The following is a 22,151-nucleotide window of genomic DNA, read 5'->3' on the forward strand; positions in this document are numbered from 1 at the left end:
ACAATATATCACTGCCAAATTGAATGACACCATCACGTTAAAAGGTTGGCTCGGTTTTTATAAATTTAATGATGGCGATCAAGTCGAGGTGGTCGCCGAAAAACACGCTGACCATTACGAAGTGTATGCCATGCTCAAACCCAGTGAACAAATTATATCACTTGTCCCTTTGTGTTTTGCCGGGCGTAATCAAGCATTCAAAATTTATCGTTTGCCTATGTTTCTCTTTTATGTTACTTGCGTGCTATTAATGAACTACTTTTTTCTCGATTTTAGTTTAGAAAATTTGGTCATTGGTTTTGGTTCATTAGGGGTAATATTTGGTGCAGCTAATTTCATGGTTTATAAAAATTCGCTTGCCTCGCATGTCACGCTTGCCGAGCGCATTTTTACTGTGTTAGGCTGGAAAGATGTTACTAACATTAATTTAGCAAAAATAAGTAAGCAATATGTTGCTAAATTAATTATCCAAGAAAAATATGTAGAAAAGTATAATAATAAAACTGATCAATATATTAGACCGCCAAAATCAGGTGATGGCTGGTTCTTTTTTTATTACGATCCTGAGGTATTATGCAAAAAAGGCAAGCCACCCTTACGGGTTAAAAATAAAAAAAGAAAATAAGTTCATAAGGAATTCGATTATGCCTTACGCAAAATATGATGGCAAAGATCCCATCTATAAAGACAAAGAGCAGCTATTAAAAAAAACCGGTATCAGTATTACCGATCCAATCCTACCACCCAAAAATTTGGTTAAATTAACCGGCACCCTATCCGAATTTAAAGGTCTATTTTGCTATGCACCACTTAATGATGGCGCTTATTTAAGTGATGAACAAAAACAAAAACAGCAAAATCAGCTTAGAAAGGGCGCACTACTTGCCACTTTAAATGGTAATAGCATTGCTGCGCTGGCTGGCTTAGGCCATGCCAATGGTAATGACCGTAGTAATCTATTTGCGGCACAATATATCACTGCCAAATTGAATGACACCATCACGTTAAAAGGTTGGCTCGGTTTTTATAAATTTAATGATGGCGATCAAGTCGAGGTGGTCGCCGAAAAACACGCTGACCATTACGAAGTGTATGCCATGCTCAAACCCAGTGAACAAATTATATCACTTGTCCCTTTGTGTTTTGCCGGGCGTAATCAAGCATTCAAAATTTATCGTTTGCCTATGTTTCTCTTTTATGTTACTTGCGTGCTATTAATGAACTACTTTTTTCTCGATTTTAGTTTAGAAAATTTGGTCATTGGTTTTGGTTCATTAGGGGTAATATTTGGTGCAGCTAATTTCATGGTTTATAAAAATTCGCTTGCCTCGCATGTCACGCTTGCCGAGCGCATTTTTACTGTGTTAGGCTGGAAAGATGTTACTAACATTAATTTAGCAAAAATAAGTAAGCAATATGTTGCTAAATTAATTATCCAAGAAAAATATGTAGAAAAGTATAATAATAAAACTGATCAATATATTAGACCGCCAAAATCAGGTGATGGCTGGTTCTTTTTTTATTACGATCCTGAGGTATTATGCAAAAAAGGCAAGCCACCCTTACGGGTTAAAAATAAAAAAAGAAAATAAGTTCATAAGGAATTCGATTATGCCTTACGCAAAATATGATGGTAACGACCCCATCTATAAAGACAAAGAGCAGCTATTAAAAAAAAACGGGTATTAGTATTACCGATCCAATCCTACCACCCCAAAATTTGGTTAAACTAACCGGCACCCTATCCGAATTTAAAGGTCTATTTTGCTATGCACCACTTGGTGATGGCGCTTATTTAAGTGATGAACAAAAACAAAAACAGCAAAATCAGCTTAGAAAGGGCGCACTACTTGCCACTTTAAATGGTAATAGTATTGCTGCGCTGGCTGGCTTAGGCCATGCCAATGGTAATGATCGTAGTAATGAGGTAGATGCTCAGTATATTACGGCCAAATTAAATGACACCATCACGTTAAAAGGCTGGATCGGTTTTTATAAATTTAATGATGGCGATCAGGTCGAGGTGGTCGCCGAAAAGCACGCTGACCATTACGAAGTGTACGCCATGCTCAAACCCAGTGAACAAATTATCTCACTAGTCCCTTTATGTTTTGCCGGGCGTAACCAAGCCTTTAAACACTATCGTTTACCTATGTTTATCTTTTATGTTATTTGTGTACTATTAATGACTACTTTTTTTTCGATTTTAGTTTAGAAAATCTGACCATTGGTTTTAGTTCATTAGGGGTAATGTTAGGGGCAGCTTTTTTTATGGTTTACAAAAATTCGCTTGCCACCCATGTAACGCTGGCGGAACGCATTTTTACCGTGTTGGGCTGGCAAGATGTCAAAAATATCAATTTAGTTAAAATAAGTAAGCAATATATTGCTAAATTAATTGCTCAAGGGAAATATGTAGAAAAGTATAATAATAAGACTGATCAATATATTAGACCATCTATGTCGGGAGTAGGATGGAGTTTTTTTTACTACGACCCAGAAGTATTATGCAAAAAAGGCAAGCCACCCCTACGAGTTAAAAATAAAAAAAGAAAATAATTTCATAAGGAATTCGATTATGCCTTACGCAAAATATGATGGCAAAGATCCCATCTATAAAGACAAAGAGCAGCTATTAAAAAAAACCGGTATTAGTATTACCGATCCGATCCTGCCACCCCAAAATTTGGTTAAATTAACCGGCACCCTATCCGAATTTAAAGGTCTATTTTGCTATGCACAGCTGGGTGATGGCGCTTATTTAAGTGACGAGCAAAAACAAAAACAGCAAAATCAACTTAGAAAGGGGGGCAACTCTTGCCACCTTATTTACGGAAAACCACTTTTACAAGTGATGTCTATATTCAACTTCTTTTAATATAGATACGATTTGGTGTTCAGCGATTTTTTTCATCATTAAATCCTCTTTTACTTTTATCATAGAGAATGATCTACATTAAGACTGTACTATTTATAGCTTTTATTCGTTTTTGCCTTTACCTCTTGCATTGTCTGTAAAATTCGATGATAGTTATCAAGCCTTGATGGGGCAATTTGGCCGTCTTGCATTGCTTTTTGTAGCAAACAACCTGGCGTATCGAGGTGATTACAATCACGAAAGTGGCAACCGCCTAAATAATTGTCAAATTCTTTAAACCCCCTAATTACCTGTTCTGGCTCTAAATGCCATAAGCCAAATTCGCGGATCCCTGGTGAGTCTATAATATCGCCACCATTTGGTAAGTGGTAAAGCCGAGAGGATGTGGTTGTATGTTGACCAAGACCTGATATTTCTGAAATACCTCCAGTCATCGCTGTTTGTGATTGATGAGGCAATAGCAAATTAATAATACTTGATTTACCCACACCAGATTGTCCAACTAAAATAGAAACCTTACCATGCAAGGCATCTTGCAATACCGCAATACCTTGTTGATTTTGGCATGAAACATATAATAATTGATAACCAATATGAGTATAAATCGCCAATTGTTTTTCAACATTAGCGCGTTGCTGATCATTGAGTAAATCAATTTTGTTTAAAACAATAATCGGTTGTATATCAGTACTTTCACAAGCCACTAAATAGCGATCGATAATATTTAGTGATAGTTCTGGCAAGACAGCCGAAATAATCACGATTTGATCAACATTTGCGGCAACAGGTTTAACACCATCATAAAAATCAGGCCGAACAAGTTCAGAATGCCGAGGATGAACCGCTTCAATAATACCATTGGTGTTCGGCTCTAAACTTTCGCGCCACAAAACTTTATCGCCAGTGACTAACGACGGTAACGTGCGCCGAATACTACAACGATAAATAAGGCCTGCATCATCTTCGACATCAGCCGATTTACCAAAACGACTTATCACCACACCATCACGAGGGGATGAAAAATTTGATAGACTTTCATCTTGTTTTATAGCTAATCGTTGCTGATGTTTTGCCGCTACGCGCCTTTTTTGATTTTGGGAGAGTTGATTTTTTGCCATAGCACTCATTTTTTACTAAAACAGATTGTCAGTTATGCTACACTACTCAGTATCAAAAAGAAAATGTCTATCGCAAATTATGAGCAAACAACCACAAATTAACAGTAGCAATCTTATTTGGATCGATCTTGAAATGACAGGACTTAATCCAACCACTGATCGCATTATTGAAATTGCAACCATTGTTACCGATTCTAATTTAAATATCCTTGCTGAAGGACCAGTCATTGCCGTTCATCAATCTGATGAGCAATTAGCATTAATGGATGAGTGGAATCAAAATACCCACGGAAAATCAGGACTCATCGAGCGTGTTCGCACAAGCACCATTAGCGAACAACAAGCCGAACAACAAACCATCGAATTTTTAAAACAATGGGTACCTGAAAACAGCTCACCAATTTGTGGTAATACCATTGGGCAAGATCGTCGTTTTTTATTTAACTATATGCCTAATTTAGAACGTTATTTTCATTATCGTTATTTAGATGTTAGTACAATTAAAGAATTAGCTAAACGCTGGAAGCCTGAAATGTTAAAAGGGATTAGCAAACAGAGTTCGCACCAAGCGCTTGATGATATTCGTGATTCGATTGCCGAACTGGTTTATTACCGCGAGCACTTTTTTGATCTAACCAAATAATTAGCATGCAAATTTTATATACTGTTTTATTATATTTGATTCAACCCTTTGTTTGGCTAAGGCTACTTTGGCGTAGCTGTAAAGCGCCTGCTTATCGTAAGCGTTGGCTTGAACGCTATGGTTTTTGCCAAAATAAAGTTGAATCTAATGGTATTTTACTGCATGCCGTATCAGTGGGGGAAACGATTGCCGCTATCCCACTAATCAAAGCATTGCAACAACAATATCCTAATTTACCTATCACCGTGACCACCATGACGCCAACAGGCTCAGAGCGAGTGAAATCGTTACTCGGTGATAGTGTTCATCATGTTTATTTACCTTATGATTTGCCTTGCGCAATAAATCGTTTTTTAAAAACCATTCAGCCAAAATTAGTGATTATTATGGAAACTGAGCTTTGGCCTAATTTTATTTGTCAGTGTTACAAACGACATATTCCGCTGGTTCTTGCCAACGCTAGATTATCAGAACGATCAGCTAACCGATATCGCAAACTAGGACGAGCGATTAGCCATTTACTATCAAAAATTAGCACCATTGCCGCACAAAATAAGCAAGACGGAGAGCGTTTTGTGTCACTGGGTTTGCCGAGTGATCATTTAGCCATAACCGGCAGTATTAAATTTGATATTGATTTAACGGCTCAACAGCAGCAAAAAATTGCAATGCTAAAACAACAATGGCAATTAAATCGCCCTGTCTTTATTGCTGCAAGTACACATAGTGGCGAAGATGAAATCATCTTGTCTGCCTTTGAACGATTATTACAAACATGCCCTGATTTGTTATTAATCGTTGTTCCCCGCCACCCTGAACGCTTTAAAACCGTCGAAAAATTAATTAATGACCGCGGGTTAAATTATATCAACCGCAGTAGCAACCAAGTTCCGACTAAACAAACACAAGTCATTTTGGGCGATACAATGGGAGAGTTAATAGAACTTTATGGCATTGCCGATATTGCCTTTGTTGGTGGTAGTTTAGTGAAGCATGGTGGGCATAACCCATTAGAGCCAGCACTTCACCACATCCCAATCATTAGTGGCGAGCACTTTTTCAATTTTAAAGTTATTTGTGAACAGCTCATTTCAGCTAACGGGATGATCATTTGTGCTAGCTCAGCAGATGCTCTTTATTCAGCGGTTAATGCGCTTTTGGAAAATAAAAGTAATAGTCAACAAATTGGTGAACAGGCATATCAAGTATTAAAACAAAATCAAGGGGCACTGGATCGGCTGCTTAACATGATCAACCTTTATCTTTACCCTAAATAAGGATGGCTTGTGGAAAAAAAACAAGGTCTATTATTAGTTAATTTAGGCACGCCAAGTACGGCAACGCCAGATGCAATAAAGCAGTATTTAACCGAGTTTTTGCTCGATAGGCATGTCGTTGATTTACCAAAGCTGTTTTGGTCTCCCATTTTAAAGTACTTTGTGATACCAAAACGAGTACCTTATATTATTCACCATTACCAAAAAATTTGGATAAATGGCGCATCACCTTTATTGCATTATAGCCGATTATTATGTGATAAATTACAACGTCATTTACCAAATATACAATGTGAATTAGCCATGACTTATGGTGAACCAGATATTCAATCGGCATTGAATAACCTTCGATCATGTTCAAAAATTACGGTATTACCACTCTTTCCGCAGTATTCCACAACCACAACTCTTGCCGTACTTGATAAACTCAAACAGATTATTGCCTCTGATCAAGTCATTGATAATATCAGTTATATTCGTGATTATGCTGATCATCCAAGCTATATCAATGCACTTTATTTACAAATTAAACAGGCTTTTCAAGATCAAGGAGAGCCTGATGTGCTCGTGCTTTCTTACCATGGTATCCCAGAGCGTTATATTCACAAACGAAAAGAGGATTATATTGAACGTTGTGAAATGACCACGCAGTTATTAATCGAAAAATGTCGAGCAAATGGCCTAAATCGACCAATCCAAATGGCGTATCAATCAAAATTTGGTAAAGGTAAATGGGTTACGCCAAGTACCAGCGACACACTACAAGCATTGGCACAAAGTGGCGTTAAAAACGTGCACGTCATCTGCCCAGGTTTCTCGGTAGACTGTATTGAAACCCTTTATGAAATTGATGAAGAAAATCGAGAACTGTTTTTTAATGCAGGCGGAAAAACGTTTTATTATATTCCCGCATTAAATGAGAGCGACTTACAGATTAATTTAATCATAGCGTTAATCAATCATACTCAACCAATTATATTTAAAAACTTATACGCAAACACATAGTTTCCTGAAACTTTTTGACAAAAGCCATTTGACTTAAAAAGATTATACAAAGCTGGTAATTGTTAACGTTCAAATGATTTAACTTTTAAATTAACAAATATTAAGGCTAAATAGCTATCTATCTCCCCAATAATTTATGACGTATGATAGGATATTATTAATAATTGAATATCTGAGCACTAAGGAGAAAATTAAGTGAAAATCATCATCATTGGCGCTCAAGCCGCAGGTGCAAGTGCTGCCGCAAAAGCTAAAAGAATGAATCCAGAGGCCACCATCCGTATTTATGAAAAATCGAATATTGTCTCGTTTGGCGCATGTGGTTTACCCTATTTCATTGGTAACCACTTTACTGATGCCAATGAAATGATATCTCGAACACCAGAACAATTTCAAAAAGATGGTATTGAAATTAAAACGTTACATGAAGTCATGGCGATTGATGTTAATCAAAAAAAATTAACCATTAAAGATCACAATACTGGACATTGCTTTGATGACAACTACGATAAATTGTTATTGGCGGTTGGTGCAAGTCCTATCATGCCTGCTTTTAAAAATGGTCAGCTAAAAAACATGTTTACATTACGCGATCTGCACGATGGATTAGCAATCAAACACCTATTATCAGACCAAAACACCCAAAATGTTATTGTTGTCGGTGCTGGCTATATTGGGCTTGAAATCGCTGAATCGCTGGTCGCTTTACAAAAAAAGGTTAAATTGATTCAATTGGATGACAGAATCCTTGTCGATGCGTTTGATGAACAAATTACCGACCTAATTGAAGAAAATATTAAACAACATTGCGACCTACACTTGCAAGAGCGAGTACTTGGTTTTGAAGGCTCACACAGTGTCACGCATGTGATTACCGATAAAGGACGATATCCCGCTGATATAGTTATTATTGCAACAGGCGTAAAACCAAACAGTGATATCTATAAAGATCTTGGCATCAACACACTTGAAAATGGTGCCATAATGACTAACAGCTTAGGGCAAACCAATATTGCCGATATTTATGCTGCTGGCGATTGCGTCGCGCTTTACCATAAAGTTAGCCATTCAATGGTATATATCCCGCTCGCCACAGGAGCAAATAAGCTTGGTAAAATTGTAGGCGAAAATTTAGGTGGCGGACATTGCGAATATCCCGGCACGATTGGCACTTCAGCGTTAAAAGTTTTTGATATCGAAGCCGGGCGCACTGGTTTAACTGAAAACGAAGCCCAAAAAGCTGCAATCCCCTATAAAACTGTCATAGTTAAAGATAAAAATCACAGTAATTATGTTGCTGGACAAACAAGTGTAACAGCCAAACTTATTTATCATGCCGATACGCGCGTGATTTTAGGTGGACAAATAGCCGGTGGTCAGGGCGCGGTATTAAGAGTGAACACGTTAGCAACCGCTATATGGGCGAATATGAAAATTGACGAATTGGCCATGATGGATTTTCTGTATGCGCCACCCTTTTCCAGACCTTGGGATATTTTAAATATTGCTGGCTCTATAGCCAAATAAGCAGCATTAATGTATTTATAGTTATACATCAAATCATGTGATAAAACATAGATTGTTAACCAGATAATTGAATTATCAAAAGAGAGGCTAATTATGTCAGATGCCATTTTTCAGGGGACTTTTTTTGAAAAGTTCCTATCAATTACTCATTATCAAACTCTCATTGGTATTGGGCTAATTCTCATCTGTTTTTTTGCGGTGATGAAACCGTTACAAGATAAAAAAGTCAATTTTTCAATTCGTATGTTAGTTGGCTTAATCCTTGGTGCTGTGCTTGGCTTAGGCATACAAGCTGTAGCAGGCTTTCCTGATACATCAACCCTCTGGATGCAAGAAACCGCAACATGGTATGGGCTATTTGGTCGAGCATTTATTGCCTTTATCCGAATGTTAGTGATACCACTTATTTTTGTATCGATTGTTAAAGTGATTCTCGACTTTTCGGGCAAAAAAAATCTACCCCAAATTGCATTTAGAGGGATTTTTTGGTTACTGTTTACAACAGCCATTGCCTGTATCGTTGGTATTTTGCTAGCAAATCTATTTGCATTAGGGGAAATAAGCTCAAGCCCTGTACATCAAGCCCAAGCAAAACAATACACTAATATTATTGATACCTTTGTGAATCTAATTCCAAGTAATATTATTGCATCAATGGTAAATGAAAACATTGTTGGATTAGTCATCTTCTCGGCGTTAATGGGGCTTGCCGCCAATCGAATGGAAAAGAAGAATCCACAACCTATTGCGCTATTTAAAACATTTATCGAAGCGCTTTACAAAATCGTCATGTCAATTGCGATGACAATCATTAAATATATGCCTTACGCAGTCATTGCGTTACTGGCTCGCACCATTATTTCTAATGGAATACCGGCCATTATTCAAGTTTCAAGCTTTGTTGCCGCTATCTATATTGCCACATTGATTATGCTAATTGTGCATGTCGCCATTGTCACGATTCATGGTATTTCACCAACCATGTTTATAAAAAAAGCACTAGGAACATGGTTATTAGCCTTTACTAGTCGCTCATCAGTGGGCTCATTACCTATGACTATCTCAACGTTAACCGTTCGAATGGGAGTGAATACTGGCACTGCAAATTTAGTCGGCTCACTTGGCAGCACTATGGGAATGAACGGTTGTGCTGGTTTTTTCCCGGCTTTACTTGCCGTGATGGTAGCCCATATGGTTGGCATTGAAACGAATATCCAGTTTTATATTATGCTTGTCATTGTGGTGGTTATTGGTTCAATCGGCATCGCCGGCATTCCCGGCACAGCAACGGTTGCGGCAACCGTTGTTTTATCTGGTATGGGAATGGCTGAATACTTCCCATTAATTGGGATGGTTTTAGCCGTGGATCCAATTATTGACATGGCACGAACCTTAGCCAATGTATCTGGCGCCATGACTGCGGCTGTGGCAACCGATCGTGAAATTGGCCTTATGAATATGGCTGTGTATAACGATCCCAATATCACCCTTGAAAATGAGCCGTCAGAAGTTTGACAGCAATAACTATTTCAAAAAAGGAATATTCACTCTGTTTTAACGCATCGGCTATGATTTGTTTGTAACAAAGCATAGCCTTGCCTCTCTGTTTACCTCATTAACCTCACTCATTTATCGGCATATTGTGATGCTAGATTAATCGCAATATCAACCTTTGGATGCGATAAAATATTAGTTGAAAAATTACAGTAAATAACACGAATAATTCCTATCCCTACGGAACGAAATGAGTTTATTAAGCACCTTTAATAAACCATCTAATAGCATCTATCTTATTGATTAGTTTAATACTAAAAAAGGGCGATTGATATCGAGCTATAGCAATAACTCTTGAGCGAACATACTCAATAGAAAACGAGAAAAACATCACGGCTTAAAGCAAATAATTAATTTTGCCATTTTTATAAACAAAAAGTTATACTCATTATGCTAATATTATTTATATAGCCTTTCTTATGCAATTGAGGGCGTTTTTTATTACTTTTTAATAAATATAACAATGATAATACATCGTTTATTATACATAAGGAGAGATTGTGGATATTGATGAGTTATGCCAACGTTATAGAGCAGGAGAACGGTTTAAATATGTATATTTTTGGGGGCATAACCAAAGAGAGCCTTCCGCTATAATTACCAAAGCTTGCTTTAGCCAATGGTACCCTAGCGGATTTATTGTTGATGATATTTATTATGCTACAGCAGAACATTATATGATGGCAGCGAAAGCAAGATTATTTGATGATAAAAAGATATTACAAGAAATTCTTAAAGCTAACAGCCCAGGCCTTGCTAAGTCATTGGGGCGCCAAGTCAGAGGATTTGTTGATAAAACATGGGATGAACAATGTTTATCTATTGTTATAGAGGGTAACTTCGCTAAATTTTCTCAGAATCGACAATTAGCTGATTTTTTATTATCTACTCAACAAAGAGTTTTAGTTGAAGCCAGTCCCGTAGATAAAATTTGGGGAATCGGTTTAGCGCAAGATGCTCCTAATATAGATAACCCATTGACATGGCAAGGTAAAAATTTATTAGGCTTTGCCTTGATGGCGGTTCGCCAACAATTAAAATCATATTAATTGGTTATTAAAAATAGTTAATTAGAATTTTTGGATTTATTTATTTTGAGACTCAATGATTGATGAATTAATATTATTTCTTTGATATTATGAAACGTTTTATACTCAAATATCGGTCGTTTTATTACAATTTGTAATAAGAAGTAAATATAATGGCTCGATGCATAACGCGATGTGACCAGAATAAAATTTGTAGCAATAAGTATAAAAAAGCAATATTTTTGATAGAAATATTGCTTTTTGATTTTTCGTTAACCTAAAAGTAACGCATCATCAGTAACTTTTTCACCACGCGTTTTTTCAAACATATCTAATAAATCAGTTACAGTTAATTTAGCTCGTTGTTCTCCAGATACATCAAGCACGACTTGCCCTTGATGAAGCATCACAGTTCTAGTGCCATACTCTAATGCTTGTTTCATCGAATGAGTAACCATCATCGTGGTTAATTGATTTTTTGAAACAATTTCATTGGTGAGTTCTAAAACAAACTGTGCGGTTTTTGGATCAAGTGCTGCTGTATGTTCATCAAGCAATAATATTTTAGATGGCTGTAAAGTTGACATTAACAAGCTAATAGCTTGTCTTTGACCACCAGAAAGTAATCCCATCATATCTGATAATCGATTTTCAAGACCTAAATTTAAAGTGGCCAGTTTTTCTTTAAATATTGATCTGATTTCGTAATTAAGAGCTGGAGATAGCCTAAAACGATGTCCACGATTATAGGCGATGGCAAGATTTTCTTCGATAGTTAAGTTTTCACAAGTTCCAACCATAGGGTCTTGGAATACGCGAGCCACCATACCGGCTCTTTTCCATGCTGGCCAGCGAGTGACATTTTGCCCATTAATGACAATATGACCTGAGTCAACAAGTAAATCACCACTAATCACATTAAGCAACGAGCTTTTTCCCGCTCCATTACTGCCTATAATAGTGACAAATTCCCCCTCACTAATATTGAGATTTAACCCTCGTAAGACATGATTTTCAATAGGCGTGCCTCGATTAAAGGTTAATTGCAATTGTTCTACTTTAATCATGCTGACTTCCCTCTTATCTTGGCGTGTTTTTTTAATTGCTTAGGCACAACTAGAGCTAGCACAACAAGTATTGCTGTGATTAGATTGAGATCTTCTGTTCCGACACCAATTTCTTGTAAAAACTCATTACTAAGTGCAAAAGCAATGAATAAACGATATAAAATAGAGCCGAAAATAACGGCTAGCATCACAGCCCAAATACGTTTAGCTGGGAATAGGCTTTCACCAATAATAATTGAGGCAAGACCAATTACAATTGTACCAACACCAATGGTAATATCAGCACTACCTTGCGTTTGCACAAAAAGGGAACCACCTAGCGCAATTAAACCATTTGAGATGGCCATACCCAAAATGGTTATGCTATCTGTCGGTATGCCTTGAGATTTTGCCATTCGAGGATTAGTCCCTGTTGCTCTTAAGGCTAGTCCTTTTTGGGTACTTAAAAATAGATTTAGTAACATCCAAAATACAAGCACAAATCCTAATATCATAAGGGGTTGTACAAAATATTGATTACTGTAGTCTTCAGCAATAAATGGTGAAAATATTGTTTTGGCATCAAGTAAAGAAAGATTAGGTGAACCAGCTAGTCGAGTTGTTTCATCCATCACATAAGGGCCTATACCTAATATCCTTAAATTAATAGAATAGAGCCCTATCATAACAATAATACTTGATAATAATTGAAGAATATTGAGCTTCACATACAGTATTCCTGTCATAGCACCAGCAAGACAGCCAGCAAGCATACCAAATAATGTTGCGATCCAAGGATCGATGCCTACATAAATGCACAATCCACATACTGCGCCACCAAGAGGGAAGCTCGCATCTGCGGTAAGATCGGGAAAATCAAGTAAACGGAAGGAGATAAATACACCTAAACTTACTAGTGCATAAATAAGTCCAATTCCAATTGAGCCTAATAAAAATTCAAAAGACATGAAAAAATCCATTAAAGTTAATCGCCAAAGTTGGCGATTGAGTTAGAAAATAGTAAATTTATTTTTCGACAATTTTGGTCGCTGATTTTAATACATTTTCAGATAATATAACACCTTGCCGTTCAGCCGCTTTTTTATTTATTGTTAATTGAGTGATATTGCCTACTTGTGGTGCAATATCGCCTGGATTTTCACCATTAAGTATGCGGATAACAATTTTACCAGCTTGGCGACCAAGATCATAATAACTCATACCTAAAGCGGCAATTGCGCCACGTTCTGCCGATTCAGGATTAGAAGCAATAAGGGGGATTTTACTTTCATTAGCCACTTTAGCTAAAGCTTCATAAGCAGAAACTACGTTATTATCAGTAGTCGTATAAATCATATCTACCTTACCTTTTAAACTTCTCGCTGCTGTTGATATATCAGAAGTGCGCTGGGCTGGAGCGGCAATAATTTTCATACCTCGTTTTTCTAGTTCAACCTGCAATTGTTTTAGTATGAGGGTTGAATTAGTTTCGCTTGGACTATAAACATAACCAACATTTTTAACATCAGGTTTAATTTTTAGCATTAGGTCAATTTGAGCATCAAGTGATAAGGCATCAGATACACCTGTTACGTTTGTTTTTGATGCATCCCAACTTGGTGTTAATTTGGCTACCACGGGATCGGTAACGGCAGTGAAAACTATCGGAATGCGTTTTGTTGTCGCAACTAATGCTTGTGAACTTGGTGTGGCTATTCCGACGATAACATCTGGTTTACTTGCTACAAATTGTTTCGCAATTTGGGCCGCATTGGCACTACTGCCTTGTGCGCTTGAAAATTGTAATTTTAAATTTTCTCCCGCAATGTAACCATTGTCCTTTAACTCATCTTCAACACCTTTGCGTACATTATCTAATGCTGGGTGTTCAACGATTGCTGTAATAGCAACAAATTTTTGTTCATTTTTAGCATCTGCTGAAGAGTAGAATGTTGCAAACGATAAACTAAGTAGCATAAAAAGTTTAATAATAGAATTACGCATAAGGCACTCCTGTAATATTTTTTTTACAACCAAGCTAAATGTTGAGTTACTATAAAGCAAAAATAGATAATTTTCTAGCGTAAAAACCGTTATGAGTGTAAATATTTTATTACACTTATAGGTAATTTAATGTCATATCAACATACTATCGTAAGTGATACTAACCCAGTTATTGGAAGACAAGGATTATAGGTTATATCAATTGGTTGAAACGGATTATTTGTACCAATTTTTCTTTGCCCACTTCACTAAATGAGCAAAGTTCTTGATTCATTCTGGTAGGTTGGGCTTAATTATTACCTATGACTTTGTATGCGGATTGAATAACGTCAGGAGGCAAGGTTATTCCTTGTTTTTTAGCAGCATCAGTATTGATGACAAGGCGTAGGGCTTGCCCTATTTCTGGGGCAATACTTCCTGGCTTTTCACCTTTTAATATTCGAACAACCAGTTTACCTGATTGACGTCCTACATCATAGTAACTCATGCCATATGCTGCAACAGCTCCGCGTTCAATTGCATCAGGGAACGAAGCTAAAAGTGCGATTTTATTTTCATTCGCAAATTTGACTAGGGACTCATAAGCTGAAACAACATTGTTATCGGTTGTTGTGTAGATTAAATCGACTTTACCTTTTAATGTATTAACAGCTGTTGAAATATCCGCAGTTCGTTGGGCAGGCACGGCAACCAAAGCAATATTTTGTTGGGATAAAAGCTTTTGTAGATTTTTTAACACGACAGTTGAATTAATTTCGCTTGGGCTATAAATATAGCCTACCGATTTGACATTAGGGACGATTTTCTTCATAAAGTCGATTTGTGGGCCTATCTCTTGATAATCGGAAACACCGGTGATGTTTGTGCCTGTTGGTTGCCAGTTTTTAACTAATTTAGCCGCGATAGGGTCGGTAATGCCGGCAAAGACGACTGGGATTTGTTTGGTTGCAGCGGCTGTTGCTTGAGCACTTGGTGTTGCAATTGCCACAATGACGTCTGGTTTAGTGGCGACAAATTGTCTAGCTATTTGGGCTGCTGTAGCACTGCTTCCTTGTGCACTTTTATATTGAACCGTTAAATTTTCGTTTAACTTATAACCGTTTTCTGCCAATTCATCTTTAACACCATCACGAATTTGATCTAATGAAGGATGTTCAACAATCGCCGTGATAGCGACATTTTTTATTGTATTTGCGAAACTCAAACAAGGTGTAAACAAAAATATGATTAATAAAATAAAGCGTTTCATAAGTCGAACTCATAAACTAGTACAATGGTTCTATTCTAGCTTTATTAATCAAAAAAGTTAAGTTGTATTTGTTAATTAATCATTATATAAACAAATATCAGCATTATAATATGAATTAAACGATTAATTATTTTGAATGAAATTTTTATATACTGATACCCATAAAACTTAATTTTTGTAGGTATCAGTATATACGTTTTTTATTTAGCAAATATAAAAGGGTTTATACCACTTTTTGCAAAACCTTCTTCTTCTGTTTTGATATCTAATATCAATGAGGCAATATCGTCAGCGATGACTTCAATATGAGGGTCTTTGTCTTGATCAAGTATTTTTAGATAACTATGGCAAACGTCACAACACTCAGTTTTTGTTGCTGCGAGCTCCTTTTCTAGTGAGAGATATTGTATGTCTTTCATGTTATCGCAACAAGTACATTTAACTCTAGGTACATACCATTCACTTTCACATAAACTGCAATGCAAATAGCGCAAACCATTGTGGCTACCTAATTGAATCACGCTAGCTGTTGGCATGCTATTACAAACAGGACACAACCAAAGTTTATCGGTATTTTCTGCGATAGCTTTACCTTTAATTTGGCTGGCAAGTTGGCAATAATAAACCGATAATGATGACCAAATAAATATTGTTTCATTGCCATCGACTCGATCAAATTCTCCTTTAAGTAAATGCAATGCTTTATCTTGTAATTCTAGAGAACTATTTTTTTTTAGCTGGTCTATGACTAAAGTGATTTGCTGCGTTGTATCAGAAAATGAGTTCAATAATGAAGTTAAGTAATCTTGCCAAGTATTTTGAAGTGGTAAATTAGCTAAACTAAGTGGCGGGTTATCGCTGTTTAATAAACACGATACATCAATATCTATAGGATTATGTTTAATTAAATTCGCTTGTTTTTCAGCAATCATTGCACAAAATTTCAAATAATCACTAATAGGACTATTGTTTGCAAGGATCGTTAAACGCTCTGCTCGATGAATATACGACGTTTTAGGCGATGGGTAAAAGAGTAATGGAATTTGTTTAATAACTGAGTTTGTCGCTTGTAGTTCTAGTTGATCTTGAGGGATGATTTTGATACTCATTATAAATGCTCATTGATTGTGATTTCACTTATCACTGATTTTTACTTTTAAGATAACTCCGCTGATAGTGACTATCAGCGGAAAATACAATTACAGTTAGAGGAGAACGACTATGCTGGCTTGTGCTCAACGTCTGTAGATTCTACTTCGGATTTGGCCTTTGCATTTAGTTCATTTTGATAAATTTTTTCCATTTCTTCCTCATACCAAGTAGAATGATTTTTTCGTGCCCAAGCACGTGATACGTAACCTGTTATCATCCCTTTAATGGAGCCTTTAACCCAAATTGCCATATAAGCATGGCCAATAGCAAGTAAAATTAAAGCAATAGCGGCAAACGAGTGGAAGAATATCGCAATACGTACAACCTGTACTGGAAAATAATCAGAAATATATTGGCGCCACATGATTAGCCCAGTAATACATAATACAAAAATTAAGCTCATAATGCACCAGAATAAAAACTTCTGACCGACATTATACTTGCCAATTGGAATACCTTCTTCTTTGCCCATAATGACACTTTTAAAGTTTTTTAACCATATAATATCTTGTTTGTTAGGGATATTATGACGAGCAAGCTTGAAAAACATAAACATCAGTAAGGCAAAAACAACACAACCAATAATTGGGTGTAATGCCCTCACTAATTGTGGTGTACCAAGGAATAATCCAAACAGTTTAATTGATGGAAAAAACAAGGATAAGCCTGATAGTGCAGTAAGAATAAACAGACACACCATACACCAGTGGCAAAAACGAACAATAAGTGGTGTTCTTAAAATCATGCCTTTTTTATTCATGATGATTCTCCTGTTGTGATGAATTAGCTCCATTTTTGCGACCAAAAACGGGTAATCCTAGACGTTTTCGCGCTTGCCTATCAGCTTGTTTTTCTTGTTCAATGTCATCTTCATCCACTTCAATTGCACCAACCCCCATGTAATGAAAAAGCAACCCTCCAAATGTTGCAACAAATGCAGCTGCAGATAACGGTTTCCAAATACCTTTCCAAAATTTGACAATTTCACTAATGTGAGGGTCTTTTGGTAGGCCGTGATACAGTTCTGGTTGATCAGCATGGTGTAAAACATACATAACGTGAGTACCGCCAACACCTTGTGGATCATAAAGACCAGCATGTTCAAAACCGCGTTTTTTCAAGTCTACAATTCGATTTTCAGCATGACGAATCATATCTTGTTTAGTACCAAAGTGAATAGCGCCAGTTGGACAGGTTTTAACGCAAGCAGGCTCTTGCCCAACCGCAACGCGATCCACACATAAAGTACATTTGTAAGAATGATTATCTTCTTTACTAATTCGAGGAATATTGAACGGGCAACCTGCGACACAATAACCACAACCAATACAGTGTTCCGATTGAAAATCAACAATACCATTGGCGTATTGAATAATAGCGCCTTCTGATGGGCAGGCTTTCAAACAACCAGGATCAGAACAGTGCATACAGCCATCTTTACGAATCAGCCATTCAAATTTGCCGTTAACCTCAACTTCTGAATACCGCATCACTGTCCATGCTTTCGGCTCTAAATCAGCCGGATTATCATAAACGCCGACAGTATTACCCACTTCGGCACGAAGATCATTCCATTCGCTACAGGCAACTTGACAAGCCTTACAGCCAATACATGTGGTTACATCAATTAATTTAGCCACTTCTTGTTGGTAATCGCGTGCTCGTGGCGCTGGCGTTAACGAATTGGTTCCCGAGCGGCGAATAATATCTTGTGTTTGTAATGACATAATTTATCTTCCTCCCTATGCCGCACTGGTCACTTTTTCAATATTGACTAAAAATGATTTATATTCTGGCGTTTGTGAATTGGCATCACCTAAATGTGGCGTTAATTCATTCACCAAAAATCCTTTCTTCGTCTGACCTGTGAATCCCCAAACAATAGGAATTCCAATAGTCTCGATTTCTTTACCATCAACAGTTAATGTCGGAAGGCGCTTTGTCACAACAGCTTTAGCTTTGATATAACCGCGATATGAAGTCACTTTTACGGTATCGCCTAGTTTTATGCCTTTTTTATTGGCTAAGTTTTCGCTAAGCTCAATAAACTGTTCTGGCTGAGTAATAGAAGCCAGTCTGGCATGTTGAGTCCAAAAATGGAAATGTTCAGTGATACTGTAAGTGGTACCAACATAAGGAAATTCACTGGCATTTCCTAAACGAGCCAAATCCTCTTTAAATGCGCGCGCCACAGGGCTGCTCACTTGATTTGGATGTAATGGATTATTGGTAATTGGTGTTTCAAACGGTTCATAATGCTCAGGGAACGGACCATCGACTAATCGGTTTAAACAAAACAATCCGCCTAAACCATCGTTATTCATAATAAAGGCTCCCGCTCCAGCACTTGGTGATAACGTTGCGGTAAAATCAGGAACATCATTACCATCCCAGCTTGAACCATTCCATTTTACCAGTACGCGTTTAGGATCCCACGGCTTGCCGTTTTCATCCGCTGAAGCACGATTATAAAGTACCCGCCGATTCATCGGCCATGCCCAAGCCCATCCGGCATGAATACCTTTACCTGACGGGTCGCTAGGATCGCGCCTTGCCATTTGGTTACCTTGCTCTGTCCATGAACCGCAAAATATCCATATTCCTGATGAAGTTGTTCCATCTGCTTTTAATTGAGAAAAACCACTTAATAGCTGACCTTTTTTAAGAATAACATTGCCATTGGCATCGGTGAGATCAGCAAGGGCTCGCCCATTATAATCTTGCGCTAGCTCTTCTGCAGCAGGGCCTTTTGGATTTTGATAATTCCAAACTAAGTTATTGATTGGTTCATGATATGCTCCCCCTTCTTCGGCATATAACTCTTTCATTCTAAGAAAGATACGAGCGATGATTTCTGGATCATATAATGACTCATAAGGCGGTCTTGCTGCCGCCCAGTGCCACTGCAATAAACGCGAAGAGTTAACGATAGTGCCGTTTTCTTCAGCAAAACAGTTTGCAGGAAGCCTAAAAACTTCTGTCTGGATTTGGCTTGGATCGACATCATTCGATTCACCATGATTTTTCCAAAACTCTGCCGTTTCAGTTGGCATAGGGTCAATGCTCACTAAAAACTTCAAGTTCGATAATCCGTTACGGATACTATTTTTATCTGGTAGCGCAGCAAGAGGATTGAAACCTTGGCAAATAAGACCATTGGCTTGACCATCACGCATCATTTTACTGAATCTTAATACATCATAGGTTTTATCCCATTTTGGTAACCAGTCAAATCCCCAATTGTTATCTTGAGTTGATTTATCACCATACATTGACTTCATAAAACTGACAAAGAATTTTGGGTAATTTGCCCAAAAATTAACTTCGCCTGGTCCTAGAGGTTTAGGCGTTTTTTCCTCTAAATACTGTTCGAGTGAAACTTGAGAATCTTTAGGTAAATCAAGATAAGCGGGCAGGCGATTTGATAATAAACCAACATCAGTTAAACCTTGAATATTGGAATGGCCTCGTAATGCATTAATTCCACCACCCATTACGCCAATATTACCTAAGATAAGCTGAATCATCGCAGCCGTACGGATAATTTGTGAACCATAAGTATGCTGAGTCCATCCTAATGCATATAAAAAAGTGGCGGCTCTATCATGAGTTTTGGTGCTTGCAAGTGAGCGACAAACATGTAAAAACCCCTCAATTGGGCTTCCTGTCACTTTATTTACCATTTCAGGTGTATAACGACTGACATGATTTTTCAGTAGATTCCATACACAGCGAGGATGGCTGAGTGTTTTATCTCGAAGCGCATAACCATTTTCATCTTTTTGATATGCCCAACTGGTTGGATCATATTGGCGATTAGCTGAATCATAACCGCTAAATAACCCACTATTGGCATCAAAATTAAAATCATCACGAACAATTAAACTTGCATTACTATGGGTCACTAAATAGTCAAAGTTAACTTCATTATTGGTAATAAGATAATTAATAATACCAAGCAAAAATGCAATATCAGATCCTGAGCGAATCGGTACATAGTGATCGGCAACCGAAGCGGTTCGATGAAAACGGGGGTCAATAGCAATCAGTTCTGCACCATTATTAATTTTTGCTTCTATGGCCCATTTAAAACCAACAGGATGAGCTTCGGCCGCATTTCCCCCCATGACAATAACAACATTAGCATTTTTAATATCATTCCAATTATTAGTCATAGCACCGCGACCAAAAGTGGCGGCTAAACTTGATACAGAAGGACCATGACAAACCCTTGCTTGGGTTTCAAGGCTTAACATGCCTAATGCACGTGCAACTTTAAATGCCAGCCAACCTGTTTCATTACTCGCAGCAGAGGTAACAAGCCAGCCTGTTGTTGTCCAGCGATTAACTGTCGTTCCTTGTTCGTTTTTTTCAATAAAGTTTTTATCTCGGTCAGCTTTCATTAAGCGAGCAATGCGGTCAACGGCTTCATCCCAACTAATTTTTTGCCATTTATCAGAACCTGGAGCACGGTATTCAGGGTATTTGACACGTTGTTCACTTTTTATATAGTCAAGTACACCAGCGCCTTTAGGACAAAGCGAACCACGACTAACAGGATGATCTGGATCACCTTCAACATGGAATATGGATGATTCAGCATTTTTTGCACCATCTCCACGGCTATAAAGTAACATTCCACAGCCAACTGAACAGTAAGTACAGTTATTACGGGTTTCTTTTGATTTGAGTAATTTAAATTGGCGAGTTTGTGCGAGCGCCATATTAGGAGCTAGTCCTAGTGTGGCAACCGTTGTTCCTGCCATACCACCAGCGCAGATCTTAAAGAACTGTCTACGGTTAAATAGCATATGGACTCCTTAAAAAGCTGACATTACATTATTTGATTTATTATATTGGAATCTATTAACATCCCTATAATTTGTAATGATAATCTTTAATGGCATGGAAATAAAGGGAAAAACAGATATGAATTCATAAAGTTTGACATATATCAAAAAAAAATAAATTTATGACAGCTTGATTTATGTTGAATATACTCAAAAATGATATTGATATAAAAAATTTCAGGTAACATGGCGTTTTAGTATAAAAACGCCATGTTATTATCGCCAATTTAAAACATTAACTAAGATAGGATGATTATCATATGTTTTACCAAACAGAGACTGTGACTTCTCATTTAATCATGAAACGGTATAGAATCCTGAATATTTTTTACAAAAATATAATTTAACAAGTGAACACCACGTCTTTATTAAAGTCCCAATCGCTTTCAGATTTCCCAGTCATTTGCGGTCAGGCGAATTTCTGGTATTGTTTATTGATACAATGATGATCATACGTTTACCAAATAGAGGCTGTAAATTGTCAATTAATCGCCAAACGGTATAGAATCCTGAATATTTTTTACAAAAATAGAATTTAACAAGTAAACACCACGTCTTTATTAAAGTCCCAATCGCTTTCAGATTTCCCTGTCATTTTCGGTCAGGCGAATTTATTGTATTGTTTATTGATACAATGATGATCATACGTTTTACCAAATAGAGACTGTGACTTCTTAATTAATCATGAAACGGTATAGAATCCTGAATATTTTTTACAAAAAATATAATTTAACCAGTGAACAGTTGTGTAAGTGCCTCATAGAGAGTACAAAACTGGCGGATAAAATCATGCTGAATGTTTTATACGCAATGGATTTTT

Annotated in this window: 20 protein-coding genes; 11 read left to right on the plus strand and 9 right to left on the minus strand. The window is 37.2% G+C overall.

Features of this window, described 5'->3' with window-relative positions; genetic code table 11:
• From A9G24_RS12840 to A9G24_RS07630, 5 genes are all read left to right on the plus strand, one after another.
• Nucleotides 1–625, plus strand: a 625-nt coding sequence (locus A9G24_RS12840; protein WP_065638467.1) for a putative type VI secretion system effector, incomplete at its 5' end; no start/stop codon positions are given.
• Nucleotides 626–644: 19 nt separating this feature from the next.
• Nucleotides 645–1,592, plus strand: coding sequence for a putative type VI secretion system effector (locus A9G24_RS07615; protein ID WP_065637899.1), 948 nt, complete (start codon nucleotides 645–647; stop codon nucleotides 1,590–1,592).
• A gap of 128 nt (nucleotides 1,593–1,720) precedes the next feature.
• Nucleotides 1,721–2,215, plus strand: a complete 495-nt coding sequence (locus A9G24_RS07620) for a hypothetical protein (protein WP_065638468.1) — start codon at nucleotides 1,721–1,723, stop codon at nucleotides 2,213–2,215.
• A gap of 35 nt (nucleotides 2,216–2,250) precedes the next feature.
• Complete coding sequence (locus tag A9G24_RS07625) at nucleotides 2,251–2,559, plus strand: hypothetical protein (protein WP_065638469.1); 309 nt, start codon at nucleotides 2,251–2,253, stop codon at nucleotides 2,557–2,559.
• Between the two features lie 19 nt (nucleotides 2,560–2,578).
• Nucleotides 2,579–2,878 carry a hypothetical protein gene (locus tag A9G24_RS07630; protein WP_065638470.1) on the plus strand — a complete coding sequence of 100 codons (300 nt, stop codon included), beginning with the start codon at nucleotides 2,579–2,581 and terminating at the stop codon, nucleotides 2,876–2,878.
• Between the two features lie 89 nt (nucleotides 2,879–2,967).
• On the opposite strand, the gene rsgA is transcribed toward A9G24_RS07630, so the two are convergent.
• Entirely contained in the window at nucleotides 2,968–3,996 is a 1,029-nt protein-coding gene (rsgA, locus tag A9G24_RS07635) for a small ribosomal subunit biogenesis GTPase RsgA (protein WP_065638471.1), read from the minus strand.
• Nucleotides 3,997–4,075: 79 nt separating this feature from the next.
• Here rsgA and orn point away from each other — a divergent pair, with 79 nt between their 5' ends.
• The 6 genes from orn (at nucleotide 4,076) to A9G24_RS07665 (ending at nucleotide 11,051) form a co-directional block, all read left to right on the plus strand.
• A complete protein-coding gene (gene orn / locus A9G24_RS07640; protein ID WP_065638472.1) occupies nucleotides 4,076–4,639 on the plus strand; it encodes an oligoribonuclease in 564 nt (187 codons plus the stop codon).
• A gap of 5 nt (nucleotides 4,640–4,644) precedes the next feature.
• Nucleotides 4,645–5,916 (plus strand): lipid IV(A) 3-deoxy-D-manno-octulosonic acid transferase, encoded by a 1,272-nt coding sequence (gene waaA, locus A9G24_RS07645; protein WP_065638473.1) that lies wholly within the window; start codon nucleotides 4,645–4,647, stop codon nucleotides 5,914–5,916.
• Between the two features lie 9 nt (nucleotides 5,917–5,925).
• On the plus strand, nucleotides 5,926–6,921 hold the full coding sequence (hemH, locus tag A9G24_RS07650; protein WP_065638474.1) for a ferrochelatase: 996 nt from the start codon (nucleotides 5,926–5,928) through the stop codon (nucleotides 6,919–6,921).
• 195 nt (nucleotides 6,922–7,116) lie between these two features.
• The gene (locus A9G24_RS07655; protein ID WP_065638475.1) at nucleotides 7,117–8,448 is read left to right on the plus strand and encodes a CoA-disulfide reductase; all 1,332 of its coding nucleotides are present in this window, start codon (nucleotides 7,117–7,119) and stop codon (nucleotides 8,446–8,448) included.
• A 93-nt stretch (nucleotides 8,449–8,541) separates the two neighbouring features.
• Nucleotides 8,542–9,963: a cation:dicarboxylate symporter family transporter gene (locus A9G24_RS07660; RefSeq protein WP_065638476.1), complete on the plus strand. Its 1,422-nt coding sequence runs from the start codon at nucleotides 8,542–8,544 to the stop codon at nucleotides 9,961–9,963.
• A 539-nt stretch (nucleotides 9,964–10,502) separates the two neighbouring features.
• The gene (locus A9G24_RS07665) at nucleotides 10,503–11,051 is read left to right on the plus strand and encodes an NADAR family protein (protein ID WP_065638477.1); all 549 of its coding nucleotides are present in this window, start codon (nucleotides 10,503–10,505) and stop codon (nucleotides 11,049–11,051) included.
• A gap of 251 nt (nucleotides 11,052–11,302) precedes the next feature.
• On the opposite strand, the gene A9G24_RS07670 is transcribed toward A9G24_RS07665, so the two are convergent.
• The 8 genes from A9G24_RS07670 to fdnG all read right to left on the minus strand — a co-directional run bounded on the left by A9G24_RS07670 (nucleotide 11,303) and on the right by fdnG (nucleotide 21,292).
• The gene (locus A9G24_RS07670; RefSeq protein ID WP_065638478.1) at nucleotides 11,303–12,097 is read right to left on the minus strand and encodes an ABC transporter ATP-binding protein; all 795 of its coding nucleotides are present in this window, start codon (nucleotides 12,095–12,097) and stop codon (nucleotides 11,303–11,305) included.
• Nucleotides 12,094–13,044: an ABC transporter permease gene (locus A9G24_RS07675; RefSeq protein WP_065638479.1), complete on the minus strand. Its 951-nt coding sequence runs from the start codon at nucleotides 13,042–13,044 to the stop codon at nucleotides 12,094–12,096. Before A9G24_RS07675 ends, A9G24_RS07670 begins: the two co-directional genes overlap by 4 nt.
• A gap of 58 nt (nucleotides 13,045–13,102) precedes the next feature.
• Nucleotides 13,103–14,080 (minus strand): ABC transporter substrate-binding protein, encoded by a 978-nt coding sequence (locus tag A9G24_RS07680; RefSeq protein WP_065638480.1) that lies wholly within the window; start codon nucleotides 14,078–14,080, stop codon nucleotides 13,103–13,105.
• A 289-nt stretch (nucleotides 14,081–14,369) separates the two neighbouring features.
• Nucleotides 14,370–15,329, minus strand: a complete 960-nt coding sequence (locus tag A9G24_RS07685; RefSeq protein ID WP_065638481.1) for an ABC transporter substrate-binding protein — start codon at nucleotides 15,327–15,329, stop codon at nucleotides 14,370–14,372.
• 200 nt (nucleotides 15,330–15,529) lie between these two features.
• Nucleotides 15,530–16,438, minus strand: a complete 909-nt coding sequence (gene fdhE / locus A9G24_RS07690; protein WP_065638482.1) for a formate dehydrogenase accessory protein FdhE — start codon at nucleotides 16,436–16,438, stop codon at nucleotides 15,530–15,532.
• Between the two features lie 110 nt (nucleotides 16,439–16,548).
• Entirely contained in the window at nucleotides 16,549–17,241 is a 693-nt protein-coding gene (locus A9G24_RS07695; RefSeq protein ID WP_065638483.1) for a formate dehydrogenase subunit gamma, read from the minus strand.
• Nucleotides 17,234–18,208 (minus strand): formate dehydrogenase subunit beta, encoded by a 975-nt coding sequence (fdxH, locus tag A9G24_RS07700; RefSeq protein WP_081297009.1) that lies wholly within the window; start codon nucleotides 18,206–18,208, stop codon nucleotides 17,234–17,236. Before fdxH ends, A9G24_RS07695 begins: the two co-directional genes overlap by 8 nt.
• 15 nt (nucleotides 18,209–18,223) lie before the next feature.
• Nucleotides 18,224–21,292, minus strand: a complete 3,069-nt coding sequence (gene fdnG / locus A9G24_RS07705) for a formate dehydrogenase-N subunit alpha (RefSeq protein WP_081303129.1) — start codon at nucleotides 21,290–21,292, stop codon at nucleotides 18,224–18,226.
• Nucleotides 21,293–22,151: the final 859 nt, after the last annotated feature.

Source organism: Gilliamella sp. App6-5 (assembly GCF_001690525.1).
Classification (GTDB): domain Bacteria; phylum Pseudomonadota; class Gammaproteobacteria; order Enterobacterales; family Orbaceae; genus Gilliamella; species Gilliamella apicola_H.

What these genes read in the sequence shown, in the direction of transcription:
- fdnG (WP_081303129.1), bottom strand. Translation starts at nt 21,292, where the DNA reads ATGCTATTTAACCGTAGACAGTTCTTTAAGATCTGCGCTGGTGGTATG.
- A9G24_RS07695 (WP_065638483.1), bottom strand. Translation starts at nt 17,241, where the DNA reads ATGAATAAAAAAGGCATGATTTTAAGAACACCACTTATTGTTCGTTTT.
- A9G24_RS07660 (WP_065638476.1), top strand. Translation starts at nt 8,542, where the DNA reads ATGTCAGATGCCATTTTTCAGGGGACTTTTTTTGAAAAGTTCCTATCA.
- A9G24_RS07685 (WP_065638481.1), bottom strand. Translation starts at nt 15,329, where the DNA reads ATGAAACGCTTTATTTTATTAATCATATTTTTGTTTACACCTTGTTTG.
- A9G24_RS07625 (WP_065638469.1), top strand. Translation starts at nt 2,251, where the DNA reads ATGTTAGGGGCAGCTTTTTTTATGGTTTACAAAAATTCGCTTGCCACC.
- A9G24_RS07615 (WP_065637899.1), top strand. Translation starts at nt 645, where the DNA reads ATGCCTTACGCAAAATATGATGGCAAAGATCCCATCTATAAAGACAAA.
- A9G24_RS07675 (WP_065638479.1), bottom strand. Translation starts at nt 13,044, where the DNA reads ATGTCTTTTGAATTTTTATTAGGCTCAATTGGAATTGGACTTATTTAT.
- A9G24_RS07670 (WP_065638478.1), bottom strand. Translation starts at nt 12,097, where the DNA reads ATGATTAAAGTAGAACAATTGCAATTAACCTTTAATCGAGGCACGCCT.
- rsgA (WP_065638471.1), bottom strand. Translation starts at nt 3,996, where the DNA reads ATGGCAAAAAATCAACTCTCCCAAAATCAAAAAAGGCGCGTAGCGGCA.
- A9G24_RS07630 (WP_065638470.1), top strand. Translation starts at nt 2,579, where the DNA reads ATGCCTTACGCAAAATATGATGGCAAAGATCCCATCTATAAAGACAAA.
- fdhE (WP_065638482.1), bottom strand. Translation starts at nt 16,438, where the DNA reads ATGAGTATCAAAATCATCCCTCAAGATCAACTAGAACTACAAGCGACA.
- A9G24_RS07680 (WP_065638480.1), bottom strand. Translation starts at nt 14,080, where the DNA reads ATGCGTAATTCTATTATTAAACTTTTTATGCTACTTAGTTTATCGTTT.
- orn (WP_065638472.1), top strand. Translation starts at nt 4,076, where the DNA reads ATGAGCAAACAACCACAAATTAACAGTAGCAATCTTATTTGGATCGAT.
- waaA (WP_065638473.1), top strand. Translation starts at nt 4,645, where the DNA reads ATGCAAATTTTATATACTGTTTTATTATATTTGATTCAACCCTTTGTT.
- fdxH (WP_081297009.1), bottom strand. Translation starts at nt 18,208, where the DNA reads ATGTCATTACAAACACAAGATATTATTCGCCGCTCGGGAACCAATTCG.